This is a genomic window from Streptomyces sp. NPDC001020, assembly GCF_053599115.1.
Map to the genome: position 1 here is coordinate 1 of NZ_JBSFLQ010000062.1, position 17,349 is coordinate 17,349.

Genomic DNA, 17,349 nt, shown 5'->3' on the forward strand with positions numbered 1-17,349 from the left:
GATCCCGACAACGCGGCGTGGGGGTCCCCCCTGCTCGAAGAGCTTGGGGGAGTGCCGTGCCAGGCGTCGCGGGGCAGGCGGGACTTTCGAAACACACCCTAGGACCGGTATCGGAAGATGATCCGGCCGCGGGTCAGGTCGTACGGGCTGAGTTCCACGAGGACCCGGTCGTACGGCAAGATCTTGATGTAGTTCTTCCGGATCTTCCCGCTGATGTGTGTGAGCGCGGTGTGCCCGTTCTGGAGCTCCACCTTGAAGGTGGCGTTGCGCAGGCACTCGACGACAGTGCCCTCGACTTCGATTCCCTTCGCTGTTCTAGCCAAGTTCTCTCACTTCTCCGTTCGGTGACTTCGTGTCTTGTACGTGCGTGTGATGGGTGAAGGGTCAGCGATGGATCAACTCCAGGTTGCTGCTCACCCGTTGGGCACCGGCGCCTTCGAAGAGTGCCAGCGCCGCTTCGTTGGATTCGTTCACTTCGGCCCATGCCGTCGCGGTCCCGGAGCGGTGCAACGAAACCAGCGCGTGGGCCAGCAACGCCCGGGCGACACCGCGGCGTTGCCGGTCGGCCCGGACTGCGATCAGGCCGATCCGTGGCTGTCGGGTCAGCGGTGACACCCGGATCAGTCCCACGTACTGATCGGACTGAGCTGCTACCGCATACTTCGACGGGTCCAGCAGGGTAGTCCCGTCCGGGCGGGGAAGCACCTCAGCCGGCATCGACTGCCATCCAACGGTGGCCTCGACCGCGTCGCGAATCGCACGGTCCAGCGTGCGCAGAGGGCCCTCCTGCGCTTCACCGGCGGGCACTATCGTCACATCCGACGGCGACTGCACGGAGTTGAGCCCCGTGATCCGCGGGTCGGTGGGCACGAGGTACTCCCACTCGCGGCGTCGGGCCGCGAAGCCTGCTCGCTCCCAACGGGACGTCAAGTCGAGGTCGGCTTCGTCGACCACCGTGTACATCGGGGTCGGCAGGTCCGCCAGCATCGCGGCGGCGAGTTGGTCGAAAACCACATCGTGCCAGGAGTCGATGCTGATGAAGAGCCGCCCGTCGGGCCTGTGCGACGCGTCACCGCGGCCGACCACCTGGCCGTTCTCCACGGCGTGCCATTGCTTCTCCGCGACCCGCGTGATCACTACCGTGTGATCGCCCATGTCAGAAGTGAAGTGTACAGAGTTCATAGGTTGTCGCCTTCCGGAAATGCCTAGTCGTTGAGGCACTCCCGGCGACACCTACGTCAGTCGCCCACCGTGACGAAAAGGGGGAGCACCCACATGGGTACAGCGTTCATGGGTGTCACCTCCTTGCGGCCTGTCACGTTCTCCCGCACGCTATCAACCGGGGTCAGCCCGCTCAATCCCTTTTCCCGCTCCTGGGCGCTGTAGGGCTCCTGGGGCGCCGACAGGCGGCGCTCCCGGTCAGTCCGTCGCCGGCCACACTTCGGGTCCGCCGCCGTGCCACTCGATCATGGGGGACATGGCCACGTCCAGTTCGTCCAGGCCCTCCAGGCCGGCACGCTGTAGGAAGACCGACAGGTCGTGCAGGCTGAACGCCGTGCCCAGGGCGTCGCCATCGATCCGGACAGGTCGACCGCCGCCCTCATCGGGGTGGTCCACGATCACACGTCGCTCAGCCATGTCACCAGCCTCCCGCGCGGAACGCTTCACCGCACCTAGAAGGCGGCTGTCAGTGGGTGCGCATACGGTGAGACCGCTGCCTGCCGCTACCGCTGCTGCGCGACAGGCAGCGTGCTGCGCACGACAGGGCCCCGGCCGTTCTGCTCGGCCGGGGCCTGCGCGGTGTGACGGCGCCGCGGGGGTCGAAGGGGGCCGAGGTGCCACGCGGGCGCGCGTCCTCCCTCACTCCGAGCGTCCTCAGCGCTCCGCCGTCACCGGCCGGGTGGAGGCGCGCGGCAACAGCTTGGCCGGGACGAGGCGGTGTTCGGGCCCGTCCCCGGTCGGCGGCCGGCGTATCACGTCGATCAACAGCTCGGCCGCCTGTCTGCCGATCTCCTCGGGTGCCAGGTCGAGCGCGGTCAGTTCCGGGCGCGCGCTGCGCGCGAACTCCCCGTCGGCACCCACCACGATCTGCACGTCGTCGGGGACGCCGAGGCCGAGTTCACGGCAGACGGCGAGGGTGGCGAAGCCGAACTTCTCCATGACGACGTACAGGGCGTCGGGCCGGTCGGGGCGGCTGAGCAGGCGGTGTGCGGCGGCGGTGGAGTCGGTTCCGGACTCGGCCCGGTCCATGAGCACGGGGCGGCCGGTGCGCCCGCACCAGTCGCGGTAGGCCTCGGCCGCGTCCTCGTCGTAGGACTGGCCGGTCGATCCGGTCAGCAGTCCGATGCGACGGGCGCCGGTTGCGGCGAGATGTTCGAGGGCGGCGACGGCACAGGTGGACAGTTCGTTGTCGACCCAGGGGAAGGCGTCCTTGCGGGACAGGTCGCGGCCGGTGGTGACCACGGGGACACCCATGCCGGAGAGACGGGTCAGCAGCGGATCGTCGGTGAGCGGGTCGATGACGATGGTGCCGTCCAGCGGCAACGACTCGAAAGGGTGCCCGTCCAGCGACGGCGGAACGAGCACGAGGGAGTAGTCGTGCGCCATCGCCGTCCACGTTGCCGCGTTCACGATCTTCACGAAGTATTCGATGTCGGTGATGCCGCCTTCGACGGCGGTGCGGTGGGTCAGGCCGAGCAGCCCGGTGCGGGCGCCGCGCAGCCCGCGCGCGTTGGGGTTGGCGCGATAGCCGATCTCCGCGGCGACGGCGAGGACCCGCTCGCGGGTCTCGGCGCCGACCCGGCCGACCCCGTTGAGCGCGTGAGAGGCGGTGGTGACGGAGACGCCGGCCCGGCGGGCGACCTCGCGCAGCCCGCCCCCCTTGGGCGCGCCCGACGTACGGGAGGCGCGTGCTTCCCGAGCTGCTCCCAGGCCCGTCGGCCCTGTGACATCTGGCATGGCAGAGAGCTTACCGGTTGACTGCCAAAACGTTTAGGCATTACCGTCCCCCACGTTGCCAAAACGTTTGGGCAAATGCCTCCGCGAATACTCCGGGGCGCGCCCCGCGGGCTGCCAACCCCTCGCACACCGTCGTGCACCGCTTGTTCCGGCCTTGCCGGACCTCCCCGTACATCCCCCGTCCCGTCCCTCCAGGCCGGGACGCGAGTCCGCAAAGGACGCCTGCCGACCATGGCCGAGGCCACTACCGTCGCCCCGCCCGGATCCACCCCGTCCGCCGAAGCCACCGCCTCCGTCTTCACGGTGGAGCAGCGCGGCATCGACGCGGTACCTGCCGAGGAGCGCCAGGGCGGGCCGAGCCGGCTCCTCGGCCTCTGGGCCGGGACCAACACCACCGTCTTCACGGTCGTCTACGGGGCGCTCGTCGTCTCCTTCGGCCTGTCCTTCCGGTACGCGGTCGCACTGATCGTCGCCGGTAACGTGCTGGGCTTCGCCGTCACCGGGCTGACCAGTCTCCAGGGCCCGCGCACCGGCACCTCCACGCACTCGATCTCACGGGCCGCCTTCGGTCTGCACGGCGGGCGGATCCCGGCGCTGTTGAGCTGGGTGATGCTCGTCGGATTCGAGGCGGGCGGCATGGTGCTCATCGTGCTCGCCGGTCTCGCGCTGCTCGACCAGGCCGGAATCACCACAGACACACCCGTGAAGCTGCTGGTCGTCGCCGGTGCGGCGGGGCTGCAGATGCTGCTGCCGCTGGCCGGTTACCACCTGATCATGAAGGTGCAGAAGTACTTCGCCTGGATCTTCGCCGCGATGTTCGCGGTGATGGGAATCCTCGTGGCCCCCAGGGCCGACTTCGGCGCCCACGGCCAGGCTCCCTCGCTGGTGACCGTCTCCCTGGTCCTCGCCATGGTCACCGCCTCCGGCGGCCTGTCCTGGGCCGACATGGGCAGTGACTACTCGCGCTATCTGCCCGCCCGCTCCGCTCCCCGCAAGGTGTTCGCGTGTGCCGCGCTCGGCGGCATGGTGCCCAACATCCTCCTGCAGATCCTCGGCGCCGCCGTCGCCACCGCGACCACCAACGCCGCGGACCCGATCTCCGGCCTGCCGGAGCTCCTGCCCGGCTGGTTCACCACCCCGTACCTGCTGCTCGCGATCGTCTCCCTGCTCGCGGTGAACACCACCGACATGTACTCCTCGGGCCTGAACCTGCTGGCCGTCGGCCTGCCGATCAAGCGCTGGATGGTCGTCTTCATCGACCTGTCGCTGTGCACCGGCATCACGCTGTGGGCGGTCTTCTCCGCCGACTTCTACACCCTGCTGTCCAAACTCGGGCGACACCATGGACCACGGGACCGCGGCGGAGAACGGCTTCACCGGCGTCGGCCTGGACTCGGACGAGGCGGGCAACCCGCCGGTGAAGTTCCGTGAAGTCTTCGCCCGGGCGCGCGCCGAGGGCTTCCGGCTGACGATGCACTGCGACGTCGACCAGAAGAACTCGACGGAGCACATCCGCCAGGTCATCGAGGAGATCGGCGTCGACCGCATCGATCACGGGGTGAACGCCCTGGAGGACCCGTCCCTGATAGAGCGGATCCGCACGCGCGGCCTGGGCCTGACGGTGTGTCCGATCTCCAACGCGCATGTCACCGACGGCATGAAGGCCGCCGAGATCCGTGCCCTGCTCGACCAGGACGTGAAGGTGACGGTCAACTCCGACGACCCCGCGTACTTCCCGGGCTATGTCGCCGAGAACCTGGCCGCCCTGCGCGAGCCCGCGGCGCTCTCCGATGCCGACCTGGTGCGTCTGCAGCGCAACGCGATCGAGATCTCCTGGGCGGCCCCCGCCGTGCGCGAGGAGTTCCTCGCGGAGCTGACCGCCTACGCGAAGCACGGCACCGCCTGACATCTCTCCGGCGCGGACGTCGGTGAACTCGCCCTCGGCGGCGAGCACATGCACTGCCCGGGCGCCCAGTCAGCGTGCGCCCGGGCAGTCTTGCCCGGTTTCTTCCTTGTCGCACCGTCCGTTGTGCGCAGTGCCGAGAACCGAACCTTGCGCTCAGTGGCCATGATCGGCGCTATGGGGCAGAGTTACCCTGCCCGCCGGCCGCCCAGCCGCATTACGCGGACGGCGGCCTCCCACCCAGCGAACGACGTGACCACCGCGAACCGGTGCGGGTCGTTGCCGATGCCAGAGCCCGCGCCCGGCGCGGGGCGAAGCGGAAGGAGCACAAGGAACGGAATGGGCTTCAGCCGGATCATCCCTCCTCAGGGACCCTCGCGGAAACTGGCCTTGGCGCAGCTGACCAACTCCGTGGGCGACGGCGCGTACTACGTCTGTTCGGCGCTGTACTTCAGCCGGATCGTCGGGCTCTCACCGACCCAGATCGGTGGCGCGCTCACCCTCGGCTGGGCCCTCGGAGCCGTCGCGGGGGTACCCCTCGGTCATCTCGCCGACCGACGCGGCCCACGTGGTATCGCGATCCTGATGTCCGTGGCGACGGGCGTGGCCGTGGGATCCTTCCTCTTCGTGCGTTCCTACCCGGCGTTCCTGGTCGCGGTGGTTGTGTACACGTGCTGCCAGTGCGGTCTCGCGGCGGCACGCCAGGCGTTGCTGGCCGGGCTGGTCGAGCCGGCGCGGCGCACGGAGACGAGGGCGTACCTGCAGTCCACGGTGAACGCCGGCCTCGCGCTCGGTGCGGCGCTCGGCGGTATCGCCCTGCAGATCGACACGGAGGCGTCGTACCTGACGGCGCTGGCGATGGACGCGGTGAGCTTCGTACTGGCGGCCGGGGTACTGCAGCGGCTTCCGGTTCTGCCGGCGAGGACGGGAACGGACGGCCGGCCGGGGGAGTCGAGCCTCTCCGTGCTCCGGGACCGGTCCTATGCTCTCGTCTCCCTCCTGAACATGGTGATGCTGCTCTACATGCCGCTGCTGAGCGTGGTGTTGCCGTTGTGGATCGTGCAGCGCACCGAGGCGCCGGGCTGGACCGTCTCGGCGTTGCTGGTACTCAACACGGTGAGCGTGGTCCTCTTCCAGGTGCGGATGGCCGCCCGGGTGACGGGGCTGCGGTCCGCGTCCCGTGCGGTACGGCACTCCGGCGCCGTGATGCTACTGGCCTGCGGTTGCTTTGCCCTGTCCGCCTCGGGTACGTCGGCCTGGGCCGCGGTGACTGTGCTCCTTGTCGCGGCCTGCGTCCAGGTGGTCGGCGAGATGCTGCTCGGCTCGGGTTCCTGGGAGATCGGCTTCGCGTTGGCCCCGGCCGACAAGCAGGGGCAGTACCAGGGCTTCTACGGCGCGGGGACAGCCGTCGCCCGCCTGATCGGCCCGTTGCTGCTGACCGCCCTCATCTTGTCCTGGGGCGAGGCGGGCTGGCTGGCGCTCGGCGCCCTCTTCCTCACCGCGGGCGCGGCGATGGCACCGGCCGTCCGCTGGGCAGCGAACAGCCGCCCGGGCGCCGCGCCCCGGACCACCACCACCGAGCCATCGGACCCCCGTCTGGAAGCCCACCGCTGACGGTCCAGTCCGGCGCCGCTGGTCACGTGGTAACCGGAGGATGCTCTGCCTTCAGGCTTGGGTGAGGGATTTTCAGGTTCGGTGTCGGCGGGAGACGACATGCTGCCGGCTTGATCGCCTCCGCCCGACATGCGAATTGCGTACATGCGACCTACTTACGGAACGGAACATGGGAAACATTTCGGTCAGTCACGAGGTGCCGTATTACTCACAGTGGGAGTCAGCCGAGCTCGTTCCCGATCTGCTGTCCGGCCGCGTCAAGGCCGAAGACGACCCGCTCTGGCGCCGTTCAGGGGCGGACACCGCTGCGGATTACGCCTTCTGGTCCTGGCGTATCTGCGGAATGGCCTGTCTGCGCATGGCCCTGGAACACTGGGGCCTGAAGTCCCCTGATCTCGTGACGCTGGCCCAGGAGTTCCTGGACGCCGGCGCGTACGTACGCCGTGCGGATGGTGTGGACGGCCTCATCTACGCTCCGTTCGCCGAATACGCGGCGAAACGGTGGGAGATCGAGGCCGAGGTTCACGGGAGGCTGACGCCCGAGGCGATTCCGGGTTTCCTGAGAGACGGAAAGCTGGTCATGCTCTCCGTCCACCCCTCGATTCGAGAGCCGGACACTACGCCACCAAGCCGCGGTGGGCACCTGGTGCTCGCTGTCGGCTGCTCGCGCGACTACCTGCAGATCCACAATCCGTCGGGGCTGCCCGGCGTTTCCCAACGCTTCGCCGAGGTGCCATGGCAGGTGCTGCCCCGGTTCTTCGCCGAGCGGGGCGTCACACTGGCGAGAGCAGATCGGCAGCCGGGCTCGGGACGTTGACCGGAAAGTCGACGCTGTCGACATCTTCCGAAGGAGTGACCACTGGACGCAATCGATGCTCGGGTGCAGACCCGTCTCTCGGTAGACGGCATGCGTACGCGTCAGGCCGAGGCGGGCGGTGGTGCGGTTGACGGTGTCGATACCGACCCGCCCCAGCAGCAGGTCGGCTGAGGCGTTGTCGCTGACGGCCATCATCAGGTAGGCGATGTCACGCAGGGACATGCGGACGGGGTCGAGCATGGCGGCAAGGCCCGTGGGGCCGGAGATGCGGTCGGTCGGGCGCGCACTCGATCTGTTCGCGGAGATCCAAGTGCCCTGCCGCGGCCAGCTCGTGGAGAGCGATGAGCAGGCAGAGCTTGTGGACGCTGGCGGTGCACACCGGCTGGTCCGCGCCGACGTCGATCTGCGCGCCGGAGTCGATGTCCAGGGCGTGCAGTCGGCCGGTGACACTGGCTTCGGCGAAGGCCGTGTGAATGCGGCTGAGGGCGTCGGTCAAAGCCAGTACTCCGATGCGGGACGAAGGTGCAGCGGCCGTGAGGGTACGTCGGTGGTCGCGTCGGCTGTCGTGCGCAGCGCGTGCGTGGCCGCTTCCGTGAAGGCGCTGACGACGGCATCGCCGCGGCCCTTGGGCCAGGCGACGGAGTGCCGCCAGGCCAGTGGGGCGTCGGCGAGCGGGCGCCATACGACGCCCGAGTCGAGGCTTGAGCCGACGTCCGCGTGCCGGTCGCCCATCTCCGCGGGTTGCGCGTCGCGCGGGCCGAAGGCGACGGCGTTGGCGGACAAGACCAGGCCGCGGACGAAGCTGGCGCCCTGGCCGTGCCGGACGGCGCCGGGGGTGTAGCCATTGCGGGCACACGCGGTCAGCAGGTCGTCGTACAGCGCCGGGGCGTCGGCACGAGGGAAGAGGATGAGGTCGTATCCGGCGAGAGAGGTGAGCGGCACCTCGTCGAGTTCGGCAGCCGCGGCGGTGCGCCGCAGCAGCACGCCCAGCTCACGCCGCAGCACCGGGCCCAGCTCCAGACCGGAGACATCGCACGGGTGGTGAACGATCCCGACGTCCAGGTCGTGTGACGCGAACCGGGCGAGCTGCTGGCTGTCCGACCTGCCCGGTGACATCGGCGCGAAGACCGGCACCGCCGAAGTGTCCGACGACGAACCCAACAACGGATGGCTCGTCGCCTACCGCGGGAACGTGGCCGTGGCGTGCGTCGTGGAGCGCGGCGTCACCGGTGGCGGCTCCGCCGGCCTCATCGTGCACAGCCTGCTGGCCACTGTTCCGGCCGATGCCTCGTGAAGGGAATCGTGGTCCGAGCCGGGTGCACTGCCCGGCAACGGTCAGTCGCGGGGCAGGAGGAGGCGGGAGAGGGCGGCGGTGGCGAGGAGAAGGGCGGCCACGGTGAGGAGGCCGAGACGCATGCCCGGGAGGGAGAAGCCGCCGCCGGGGCCGGAGAGCAGGCCACCGAAGAGGGCGACCGCGAGCGCACCGCCGGTCTGACGGAGGGCGTTGAGCAGCCCCGAAGCTGTTCCCGCGCGCTCTTTGGGGACAGCGTCCATCAGCAGCGCGGTCAGCGCGGGCACCGTGAGCGCTCCGCCGATACTCAGCGGCAGCAGGAGGACCAGCACCAGCCACAACGGGGTGTGCGCGGCCAGCGGCAGCATGGCCAGCATCGCTGCGGTGAAGACCAACTGCCCGGCGACGATCACGGGTCGCCGTCCGATCCGCTCCGCCAGCCGCGGCGAGACCAGGTTGGTCGCCGTCACCACGGCCGACATCGGGACGAACATCAGTCCGGCCGTGATCGCCGACATCCCGCGCAACTGCTGGTAGTACAGCCCGAGGAGAAAGATCCCACCGTAGAAAGCGGCGTTGACGGCGAAACCGACCGCGAGCGGGACAGACACCTCACGGCTCGTCAGGATGTTGAGGGGCACCATCGGTTGGCGGTGCCGGGCCTCGACCACGCGGAAGGCGTACGCGCAGACGACGGCAAGCACCCCGGCAGCCAGCACCGGGCCGCTGGTCCAGCCCAGGTGGCCGCCCTCGATCACGGCGAAGGCCAGTCCCGCCAGGGCCAGTACCGCGGTGAGCTGGCCGCCGCCGTCCAGCGCGGCGGGCCGGCGCGGGGAACGCGACACTCGGACCAGCAGACCGAGGATGAGCACGCCCACGGGAAGGTTGAGCAGGAAGACCGCGCGCCAGCCGGCCGAGTCGGTGAGCAGCCCGCCCAGTACCGGGCCCGCGGCCATCGCGACCGAGCCGCCGACGGTCCACAGCGCGATGGCGCGGGCGCGTACCCGGGCGTCCTCGTAGGCCTGCCGGATCAGTGCCAGCGACGCCGGCATCACGACCGCGGCGGCGGCGCCCTGCGCCACGCGCGCGGCGACCAGTACGCCGATGCCGGGTGCGAGTGCGCAGCCGAGGGACGCAAGGGTGAACAGCGCCACGCCCCAGGCGTAGGCGCGGCGGGCGCCGGCGCGGTCGGCGAGGGCGCCGGCGGACAGCATCAAGGACGCGAACATCAGGGTGTACGCGTCAACCACCCACTGCAGCCCGGCCATTCCGCCGCTGAGGGAGTCCCGGATCGCGGGCAGCGCGATGTTCACGGCCGAGACATCGATGGTGATCACTGTGAATCCGAGCAGCGAAGCGACCAGCGCGAAGCCGTTCCTCATCTGCCCGGTGGGGACTTCGGCGGGTGGCGCTGTTGCTCGGGCTCGGTCCGGCTGCTTTCGCCGGCGCGTGGGCGCGAACCGCTCGGGAGCGGAGGCAGGGGCGGTGAACGGTGACGGAAGACGGGTGCCCGGCATCGTGAGCTCCTTGGAAGGACGTGTGGTTGAGGGTCGTCAGAGGTGATCGGGCGGGCGGCCGCGATTCCGCCGAGGCCGCGGCCCGGTGTCTCGCACCCCCTGGGCCCCGGCGGCCGAGCCGCCCGCTGCGGGACCAACTCTCCGCCCGCGTGCGGCCACCCGGTAGACCGCGCTGTACCCGGGGTGCCGCGTTCCAGGCCCTGACAGGGCCCCCCACACTCCCCGCGCGCCTGCCACAATGACCGAATGGCAACAGCGGACGCGCGGGGCACCGAACTCGGCAGATACCTGAAGGCCCGAAGGGCGCAGGTCCTCCCCGAGGACGTCGGCCTTCCGGCCGGTGCGGGCCTGCGCCGCACTCCCGGACTGCGCCGGGAGGAGCTGGCCGCGTTGGCGGGTGTGAGCGTCGACTACTACATCCGCCTGGAGCGCGGCCGGGAGACCAACCCTTCCCCGGCCGTCCTGGACGCCCTCGGCCGCGCCCTGCGGCTGCGCGGCGACGGTTACGAACGTCTGCATGAGCTCGCGGAGCTGGCCTCCGGCCGGGTCTCGGAGCTGCCGGTCTGCTCGGACAACACCGTCCGCGACTCGGTCCTGCGAATGCTGGAGTCGGTGCGCCCGTTGCCCGCCTACGTGGTGAGCCGCTACAACCGCGTGCTTGCAGCGAACCTACCCGGCCGGCGGCTGCTTCCCGGACTCTGGGACTGGCCGCAGGACCAGCGCAATCTGACCCGCTATCTCTTCCTTCACCCGGTCGGCCGGACGCTCTACGAGCCGTGGCAGGAGACGGTCGCGCTCTCGGTGGCGCATCTGCGGGCGGTAGCCGGGGCCGACACTGACAATCCCGAGCTGACCGCGCTCGTCGGGGAACTGTTGCTGAAATCGACGGAGTTCGCACGGCTCTGGGAGCGGTACGACGTCTGCGAGCGCGGCGGAGGGCAGAAGTCCTTCCGGCATCCGAAGGTCGGGTCGATGACCTTGACCTACGAGGTCATGCGACTGGCCCGCACCGGCGGCCAGCGGATGGTGGTCTACCAGGCAGCCCCCGGCACCCCGGACGAGGAGGCCATGCTCCGCCTGGAGTCCGCTCACACCCGACCGGAGTCCACGCCCGCGGGCCATCCGGAACCGGCTGCCGAGCCACGTCCCACCCGCTCGCCGTCCCCGGCCCACGCAGGCTGATCCCGACGGGATGCGGTGGTATCGCGCGACGACCGAGCCGATCGGGGCCGCGAGGGTCGACAGCAGGACCAGGTCCGCCTTGGGGTCGACAGCCGTCAGGATCCCGTCGACCAGGGCGAGCGCGGACTGCACACCGGCCCGTCCGAGCGAACGCAGCATCTTCAGCGATCCGCCCGGCAGCCGTCCCCGCGTCTGATCACGTCGGCGAACCCCAGCATCTCGCTTTCCAGACGGCCCCAACTCTCCTTCGTCTGGAACGCCCCGTCCACGAGTACCAGCGGCGCGACGCGCGCCGAATCGCTGCGGACGAACCGCGACTCGCATCGGAAGTCGCCCCATTGATGCCGGGTCACGGCCACCCCGCCCGGGCTCTCGTTTCGACCGGCTTCAGGTACGGTCGCCAACCTCATGAAACCTCCATAGCCCACCGAATGTGGCGCAGTCATCCCGGATCCGGAAGGTCGGAGAGTCCGGTCGAAGGGGGATCGGTAGGAACGGAACTGACAACCGGCTTAGCAATCAAAACTTCTGACAATGTGTGAATGGGGCTGTCAGGGTGGGGCGGGCGAGCGACGACCCGACGATCGGATTCCTCAAGGCGGACGTGGCGCGGTTCCGCGCCGACCTGGAGGAACTGGCCCTGCTCGCCTTCATACGGACCTGCTCAGGGGGGTGTGAGGATGTCGAGCCGGGCGGCGAGGTCGGGGTGGGTGGCGGCCAGGTGGGGGCGGGCCGCGTTCAGGGGGGCGATGAGGTCGGCGGGGTCGTCGTGGGCGAGGGCCGCGTGGAGCTCGCCGAGCGGGCGGCGAGCGGCGGGGGGAAGGTCGGTGAGGGCGGTGATCTGGCCGGCGAGGCGGCGCAGGTCGGCGGCGTTGGCGCGGGCCCAGATGGCGGTGGTGCGTTCGGCGGCCCGGGCCTGGCGGGTGGCCGTCACGCGTTGCTCGCCGGTGGTCCCGGCGGGGCCGGGGCGGCCGCGCAGGTAGCGGCGTTCGGCGGCCTGACGGCTGGCGACGCCAAGGGGATGGGCGAGGTCGGCCCAGCTGGCTCCCGCGTCCCGGGCCGTTTCGATCAGACCCGTCTCCCATCCAGCGAGTTGCTCGCGCACCTGCCGCAGCAGCAGCAGGGAGGCCAGTGCCTGCTCCGGCCCGGGACCGGGCCCCTCGGGCGTGTCCGGGGACTCTCGCCGGGCGTCGCGCAGGGCGTCGTCTATGGCGTGCAGGGCCGCCGCAGCGGCGAGGAACGACGCGGGGCTATGGGCGTTCGTGCTGGTCGTGGGCGGTTGGTCGGCTCCGGTCACGGGCACCTCTCTCAGGTTGTCATCATTTCGACGACGTGACGTTTGTCATCCATTGGATGACATGCTACAACGGTTTCAGTGAGGCGCATTGGCAGCAACTGCCTGAACCTGCTGGAGGTGTTTTCACGATGTTGATGCGCACTGACCCCTTCCGTGAGCTGGACCGGCTGGCGCAGCAGCTGATGGGTCCGGGCACCTGGTCCCGCCCGTCGGCGATGCCGATGGACGCCTACCGCGAGGGCGACGAGTATGTGGTGGCCTTCGACCTTCCGGGTGTCACCGCGGACGCGATCGACATCGACGTCGAGCGGAACATGCTCACCGTCAAGGCCGAGCGCCGGCCGGTGACGAAGGCCGACGACGTGCAGATGGAACTGTCCGAGCGGCCGCTGGGCGTCTTCTCCCGCCAGATCGTGCTCGCCGACACCCTCGACACCGAGCACATCCAGGCCGACTACGACGCAGGCGTGCTCACCCTGCGCATCCCGATCGCCGAGCGCGCCAAGCCCCGCAAGATCTCCATCGGCGTCGGATCCGACCGCAAGGAGATCTCCGGCTGACACCGGCCGGACGGGTGCGGAGGGCGGGCACCTGATCTCCCCCTCAACCCGCTTTCCGCACCCCTCTCGGGCAGTCCGAAGAAGAAGAGGGGTGGCGGTTGAGATGACGTTGCGAAGCGAAGCGTTCCTCGGCCAAGTGAAGGAACGCGGCGAGTACAACACTCTGGAGGAAGCCGAGCGCGCGGCCCGTGTGGTGCTCGCTCTCCTCGGCGCGCATCTCGTCGGCGACGTCCGCGCCCAGCTGGCGGCGCGCCTGCCTGAGGCGTTCGCCCTGATCCTGCTCAACCCGCTGCAGAGCGCCGAGCCGCTGCCCCCGGAGCGGTTCGTCCGGGCAACCGCCGCGTGGATCGAAGGCGCCACCGAGCAGACCGCGGCCTGGGACGTCAGCGCGGTGCTGTCCACCGTTGCCGACGCCGCCGGCGAGGACCTGCTGGGCCAGATCCTGCTCCAGCTCCCGGCCGGCTACGACCTGCTCTTCGGCCGCCCGCAGCCCACCTGACCATGACGGGTGGTGCCGCACCCCCGGCACCACCCCACCCATCCTTGCTTCATGAAAGGCATGCACCGCAGTGATCTCCGACGCGCGCGTACCGCTTGAGCACCAGCAGCCGTACGGGACGGCGTATGAGCAGATGCTGGAGAAGGTCCGCTACGAAGGTGCCTATCCCACCCGCGAGCGGGCCGACGAAGCCGTCAGCTTGGTCCTCGCGGGACTGGGGCGGCAGTTGACCGGCGACGAACGCGTCGATCTCGCCGCCTGTCTGCCCTTGGAGGCCGCCCGCGTGTTCACCGCGCAGATCCCCGACCTTCAGCCCCTGACCGGCTGGGCCTTCGTCGAAGACCTCGCCGCCCGCACCGGCGCCTCCCTGGCCACCACCCGCTGGGACACCGGATCCGTCTTCTCCGCCGTCGCCGCCCACGCCGGCCCCGACCTCATCACCCGCATCCTGGGCCAACTCCCCACCGGTTACGCCCTGCTGTTCGGTCGCGCCGAACTCATCCCCGCCGCGTAGACGGCAAGGTGCGTGCCCGGCCGTCCGTGCTGACGTGCTCCCTTCTGTACGCGTGCAAGAATCGTCGCTCCTGTGCATAAAGTCGCAGGTCAGCGAGTCGATGTTGTCCAGACCATTGACATGTAAGCGCCAGGATGTTGAATTCAGTGTTGCTGTGTTGCGCGACTCCGGTGATTTACGTGATCAATGGAGGACCAGTGACGCCTCGCTCACCCCGTCCCACCGCGCTCGGCGCGGCGGCCATGCTGCTGGCCGGTGGTCTGCTGACCGCCGTGCCAGCCGCCCAGGCAGCCGACAGCGCCCCCGGCACCACCCCGGCGAAGGCCGCGGAGGTGCAGCGGACCGGGGCCATCTCGCCCACCCCGCGGTCCGTGACGAACCGATCCGACCGCATCACCGTCACCCCCACCGTCACCCTGGTGGCGGGCGCGACCTCCGACGAGACCTCCCTCGAAGTCGTGGAGAGCGCTCTGCGCCGGGCCGGTGCCCAGCACGTCGTACGCGGCGACAGACCCGGCAGAAGCGGGCTGACCGTCCACGTCGGCGACTCCGCCGCGCTCGCCGCCCAGCGCATCGACGGCCCCTCCGGACTGCCCGCCGAAGGCTACGTCCTCGGCATCGGCGCCGACCGCATCGTCCTCGCGGGCAAGGACACCACGGGCACGTACTACGCGGCGCAGACCCTGCGTCAGGTGCTGCCGCAGCAGAAGCATCCGGGCGCAGAGGTCGCGGGAATCGCCGTGCGCGACTGGCCCGGTACCGCCCTGCGCGGTGTCATCGAGGGTTTCTACGGCACCCCGTGGTCGCACAAGGCCCGGCTCGACCAGCTCGACTACTACGGCGAACACAAGATGAACATCTACGTCTACTCGCCCAAGGACGACGCGTACCTGCGGGCGAAGTGGCGGGACGCCTACCCTGCCGACCAGCTCGCACAGATCAAGGAACTCGCCGACCGGGCCGCCCGACGGCATGTGGAGTTCACCTACGCGCTCTCGCCCGGCCTGTCCGTCTGCTACAGCTCGGACGCCGACGTCAAGGCGCTGGTCGACAAGTTCCAGACGATCTGGGACATCGGTGTACGGACCTTCGCCGTGCCGCTCGACGACATCAGTTACACCGACTGGAACTGTGCCGAGGACAAGGCGAAGTGGGGGACCGGCGGCGCGGCGGCCGGCGCGGCTCAGGCGTATCTGCTCAACCGGGTCAACAAGGAGTTCATCGCCACTCACCCGGGTGCTCAGCCCCTTCAGATGGTCCCCACCGAGTACTACAACGTCTCGGCGTCGCCGTACAAGAAGGCGCTGTCCGAGCAGCTCGACTCCGATGTCCTCGTGGAATGGACCGGTGTCGGCGTCGTCGCCCCGACCATGACCGTCGCCCAGGCCGAGGAAGCCCGCACGGCCTTCGGTCACCCGATCCTGACGTGGGACAACTACCCCGTGAACGACTACGCGACCGACCGGCTGTTGCTCGGTCCGTTCAACGGACGGGAGAAGGGGCTCCCGGGCAGGCTGGCCGGAATCACCGCCAACCCGATGATCCAGCCGTACGCCTCGAAGATCGCGCTCCACACCGTCGCCGACTACGCGTGGAACGACACCGCTTACGACCCCCGCACCTCCTGGATCCAGGGGATCAAGGAGTACGCGGGCGGTGACCCCCGTACCGAGAAGGCGTTGAGGGCCTTCGCCGACGTCAACTACAGCTCGGCCCTGAACAGCGACCAGGCGCCCGACCTGGCCGCGGAGTTCGACGGCTACTGGAAGTCCGGTGACGCGGCCCGCCTCACCTCGGCGCTCGGCACGCTCGGCGATGCTCCTGGCCGGCTGCGCGGCAGCCTCCCGGACCGGGGCTTCGTCGCCGACGCCGGCCCCTGGCTGGACGCGACCAAGTCCTGGGCCACCGCTGCGCGTACGGCCCTGCGCATGGTCGAGGCGGCCCGTGCCGGAAAGGGCGCACAGGCGTGGGAGCTCCGTCAGCAACTGCCCGCACAGGTCGCTGCGGCGAAGTCCTTCACCTACACCGGTCTCGACGGCCGCAAGGTGCCGGTCGTCGTCGGCGACGGGGTGCTGGACCGGTTCATCGACGCGGCGAACGCGGAGTACGACCGGATACTCGGGATCAGCGGTCGGCCCACGGCGTCGACCACCCTCGGCACGTGGCAGAGCAACGCCCCGGCGCGGATGCTGGACGGCGACGACTCCACCTACTTCTGGAGCGACAGGGCGCCCGCCGCCGGTGACGGGATCACCGTGGACCTGGGCCGGACGCGGGACATCGGCGACATCACCCTGGCCATGGCCAAGCCCACGAGCCCCAACGACTACCTGCACGAGGGCGTCCTCGAGTACTCGGTGGACGGGCAGAACTGGCGGCAGCTCACCGCCTTCGCCGGAAAGCCGGACGTCACCGCTACGGTGCCCGCCGGAACGAAGGCGCGCTACGTGCGGGCGCGGGCGACCGCGGGCCAGGAGTACTGGCTCGTCGTGCGCGAGTTCCACGTTGCGACCGAGGACGGGGCGGTGACCGGAGGGCCGCCGGCCGCCGCCGGTTCCTCGCTGCGCGCGGCGTCCGACGGTGACCTGGGCACCGTCTACCGGGCGGCACGGGCCCCGGAGGCCGGGGAGGCACTGGAGGTGGGGCTTGTACACGCGGGTCCCGTACATTCCGTCACCGTCCTGCGGCCGACCGGGGCCACCGGCCGCGGCGATGTCCAACTGCGCGGCACCGACGGAAAGTGGCAGACCATCGGTGCGCTGGACGGCCCGTACACCAAGGTGTCCGCAGGAGGCAGGTCGGCCGACGCGGTACGCCTCCTGTGGGGCGCGGGAACGGCGGCGCCGCAGGTCGCCGATGTGGTGGTGACCGGCCAGGACTGAATCCGTCCCGCGTTGTCGGCGGGGCCGGGACGCGGGCGCCGCACGGCCCCGCCTGCCGACCCCGCCCGGATCCTGAACGCGCCCGGTCCGGCCCGCAGCACCTCGGGCCGGACCGGGCGCGTCCATGCGCGCGGCGTGCAGGAGTTCTCCGACATCGTCGACCCGTCGACGCCCGAGATCCCGAAGTGGCGGGACACCGAACTGGGCTGACCGCTCTCACGCTCCGATCCCGCCGGTGTGTCCCGCGGCCGGCATTCGAGCAGCGCAGAGGGGCCCTTGGCCGGCGTGGCGCCGGCCAAGGGCCCCTCACTCGGT

The 17,349-nt window shown here is 70.1% G+C and carries 17 protein-coding genes and 3 pseudogenes; 11 read left to right on the top strand and 9 right to left on the bottom strand.

What is annotated here, in order from left to right; all coding sequences use genetic code 11:
- Positions 1-98 precede the first annotated feature (98 nt).
- The 4 genes from infA to ACWDEX_RS34735 form a co-directional block, all read right to left on the bottom strand.
- The gene (infA, locus tag ACWDEX_RS34720) at positions 99-323 is read right to left on the bottom strand and encodes a translation initiation factor IF-1 (RefSeq protein ID WP_450468454.1); all 225 of its coding nucleotides are present in this window, start codon (positions 321-323) and stop codon (positions 99-101) included.
- 61 nt (positions 324-384) lie between these two features.
- Complete coding sequence (locus ACWDEX_RS34725; protein WP_450468455.1) at positions 385-1,182, bottom strand: GNAT family N-acetyltransferase; 798 nt, start codon at positions 1,180-1,182, stop codon at positions 385-387.
- 237 nt (positions 1,183-1,419) lie between these two features.
- Complete coding sequence (locus ACWDEX_RS34730) at positions 1,420-1,638, bottom strand: hypothetical protein (RefSeq protein ID WP_450468456.1); 219 nt, start codon at positions 1,636-1,638, stop codon at positions 1,420-1,422.
- A 237-nt stretch (positions 1,639-1,875) separates the two neighbouring features.
- Positions 1,876-2,958 carry a LacI family DNA-binding transcriptional regulator gene (locus tag ACWDEX_RS34735; RefSeq protein ID WP_450468457.1) on the bottom strand — a complete coding sequence of 361 codons (1,083 nt, stop codon included), beginning with the start codon at positions 2,956-2,958 and terminating at the stop codon, positions 1,876-1,878.
- A 231-nt stretch (positions 2,959-3,189) separates the two neighbouring features.
- Between ACWDEX_RS34735 and ACWDEX_RS34740 the strand changes: the two genes are divergently transcribed.
- The 4 genes from ACWDEX_RS34740 to ACWDEX_RS34755 all read left to right on the top strand — a co-directional run bounded on the left by ACWDEX_RS34740 (position 3,190) and on the right by ACWDEX_RS34755 (position 7,292).
- Positions 3,190-4,389 carry a purine-cytosine permease family protein gene (locus ACWDEX_RS34740; protein WP_450468458.1) on the top strand — a complete coding sequence of 400 codons (1,200 nt, stop codon included), beginning with the start codon at positions 3,190-3,192 and terminating at the stop codon, positions 4,387-4,389.
- Positions 4,301-4,864 carry an adenosine deaminase family protein gene (locus ACWDEX_RS34745; RefSeq protein WP_450468459.1) on the top strand — a complete coding sequence of 188 codons (564 nt, stop codon included), beginning with the start codon at positions 4,301-4,303 and terminating at the stop codon, positions 4,862-4,864. Before ACWDEX_RS34740 ends, ACWDEX_RS34745 begins: the two co-directional genes overlap by 89 nt.
- A 387-nt stretch (positions 4,865-5,251) precedes the next feature.
- On the top strand, positions 5,252-6,475 hold the full coding sequence (locus tag ACWDEX_RS34750) for an MFS transporter (protein WP_450468460.1): 1,224 nt from the start codon (positions 5,252-5,254) through the stop codon (positions 6,473-6,475).
- 169 nt (positions 6,476-6,644) lie between these two features.
- Positions 6,645-7,292, top strand: coding sequence for a C39 family peptidase (locus ACWDEX_RS34755; RefSeq protein ID WP_450468461.1), 648 nt, complete (start codon positions 6,645-6,647; stop codon positions 7,290-7,292).
- 81 nt (positions 7,293-7,373) lie between these two features.
- On the opposite strand, the pseudogene ACWDEX_RS34760 reads toward ACWDEX_RS34755, so the two are convergent.
- Positions 7,374-7,788: pseudogene (locus ACWDEX_RS34760) on the bottom strand (serine hydrolase); the annotation flags it as partial.
- A pseudogene (locus tag ACWDEX_RS34765) lies at positions 7,785-8,393 on the bottom strand (LysR family substrate-binding domain-containing protein); the annotation flags it as partial. The pseudogenes ACWDEX_RS34765 and ACWDEX_RS34760, both read right to left, overlap by 4 nt.
- On the opposite strand from ACWDEX_RS34765, the pseudogene ACWDEX_RS34770 reads away from it, so the two are divergent.
- Positions 8,386-8,586: pseudogene (locus ACWDEX_RS34770) on the top strand (penicillin-binding transpeptidase domain-containing protein); the annotation flags it as partial. The pseudogenes ACWDEX_RS34765 and ACWDEX_RS34770 overlap by 8 nt on opposite strands.
- Before the next feature lie 41 nt (positions 8,587-8,627).
- On the opposite strand, the gene ACWDEX_RS34775 reads toward ACWDEX_RS34770, so the two are convergent.
- Entirely contained in the window at positions 8,628-9,965 is a 1,338-nt protein-coding gene (locus tag ACWDEX_RS34775; RefSeq protein ID WP_450468478.1) for an MFS transporter, read from the bottom strand.
- Positions 9,966-10,346: 381 nt separating this feature from the next.
- Here ACWDEX_RS34775 and ACWDEX_RS34780 point away from each other — a divergent pair, with 381 nt between their 5' ends.
- A complete protein-coding gene (locus ACWDEX_RS34780; RefSeq protein ID WP_450468462.1) occupies positions 10,347-11,282 on the top strand; it encodes a helix-turn-helix domain-containing protein in 936 nt (311 codons plus the stop codon).
- Positions 11,283-11,443: 161 nt separating this feature from the next.
- Here ACWDEX_RS34780 and ACWDEX_RS34785 read toward each other — a convergent pair whose 3' ends face one another.
- Positions 11,444-11,692 (bottom strand): hypothetical protein, encoded by a 249-nt coding sequence (locus ACWDEX_RS34785; RefSeq protein WP_450468463.1) that lies wholly within the window; start codon positions 11,690-11,692, stop codon positions 11,444-11,446.
- A 254-nt stretch (positions 11,693-11,946) separates the two neighbouring features.
- Positions 11,947-12,579 (bottom strand): type III effector protein, encoded by a 633-nt coding sequence (locus ACWDEX_RS34790; protein ID WP_450468464.1) that lies wholly within the window; start codon positions 12,577-12,579, stop codon positions 11,947-11,949.
- Positions 12,580-12,707: 128 nt separating this feature from the next.
- On the opposite strand from ACWDEX_RS34790, the gene ACWDEX_RS34795 reads away from it, so the two are divergent.
- From ACWDEX_RS34795 to ACWDEX_RS34815, 5 genes are all read left to right on the top strand, one after another.
- Positions 12,708-13,139, top strand: coding sequence for an Hsp20/alpha crystallin family protein (locus tag ACWDEX_RS34795; RefSeq protein ID WP_450468465.1), 432 nt, complete (start codon positions 12,708-12,710; stop codon positions 13,137-13,139).
- Between the two features lie 103 nt (positions 13,140-13,242).
- Positions 13,243-13,638 (top strand): DUF2267 domain-containing protein, encoded by a 396-nt coding sequence (locus tag ACWDEX_RS34800; protein ID WP_450468466.1) that lies wholly within the window; start codon positions 13,243-13,245, stop codon positions 13,636-13,638.
- A 70-nt stretch (positions 13,639-13,708) separates the two neighbouring features.
- Positions 13,709-14,152, top strand: coding sequence for a DUF2267 domain-containing protein (locus ACWDEX_RS34805; RefSeq protein ID WP_450468467.1), 444 nt, complete (start codon positions 13,709-13,711; stop codon positions 14,150-14,152).
- Between the two features lie 197 nt (positions 14,153-14,349).
- Positions 14,350-17,034, top strand: a complete 2,685-nt coding sequence (locus ACWDEX_RS34810) for a beta-N-acetylglucosaminidase domain-containing protein (RefSeq protein WP_450468468.1) — start codon at positions 14,350-14,352, stop codon at positions 17,032-17,034.
- A gap of 12 nt (positions 17,035-17,046) precedes the next feature.
- Entirely contained in the window at positions 17,047-17,244 is a 198-nt protein-coding gene (locus tag ACWDEX_RS34815) for a hypothetical protein (RefSeq protein WP_450468469.1), read from the top strand.
- Positions 17,245-17,349 lie beyond the last annotated feature (105 nt).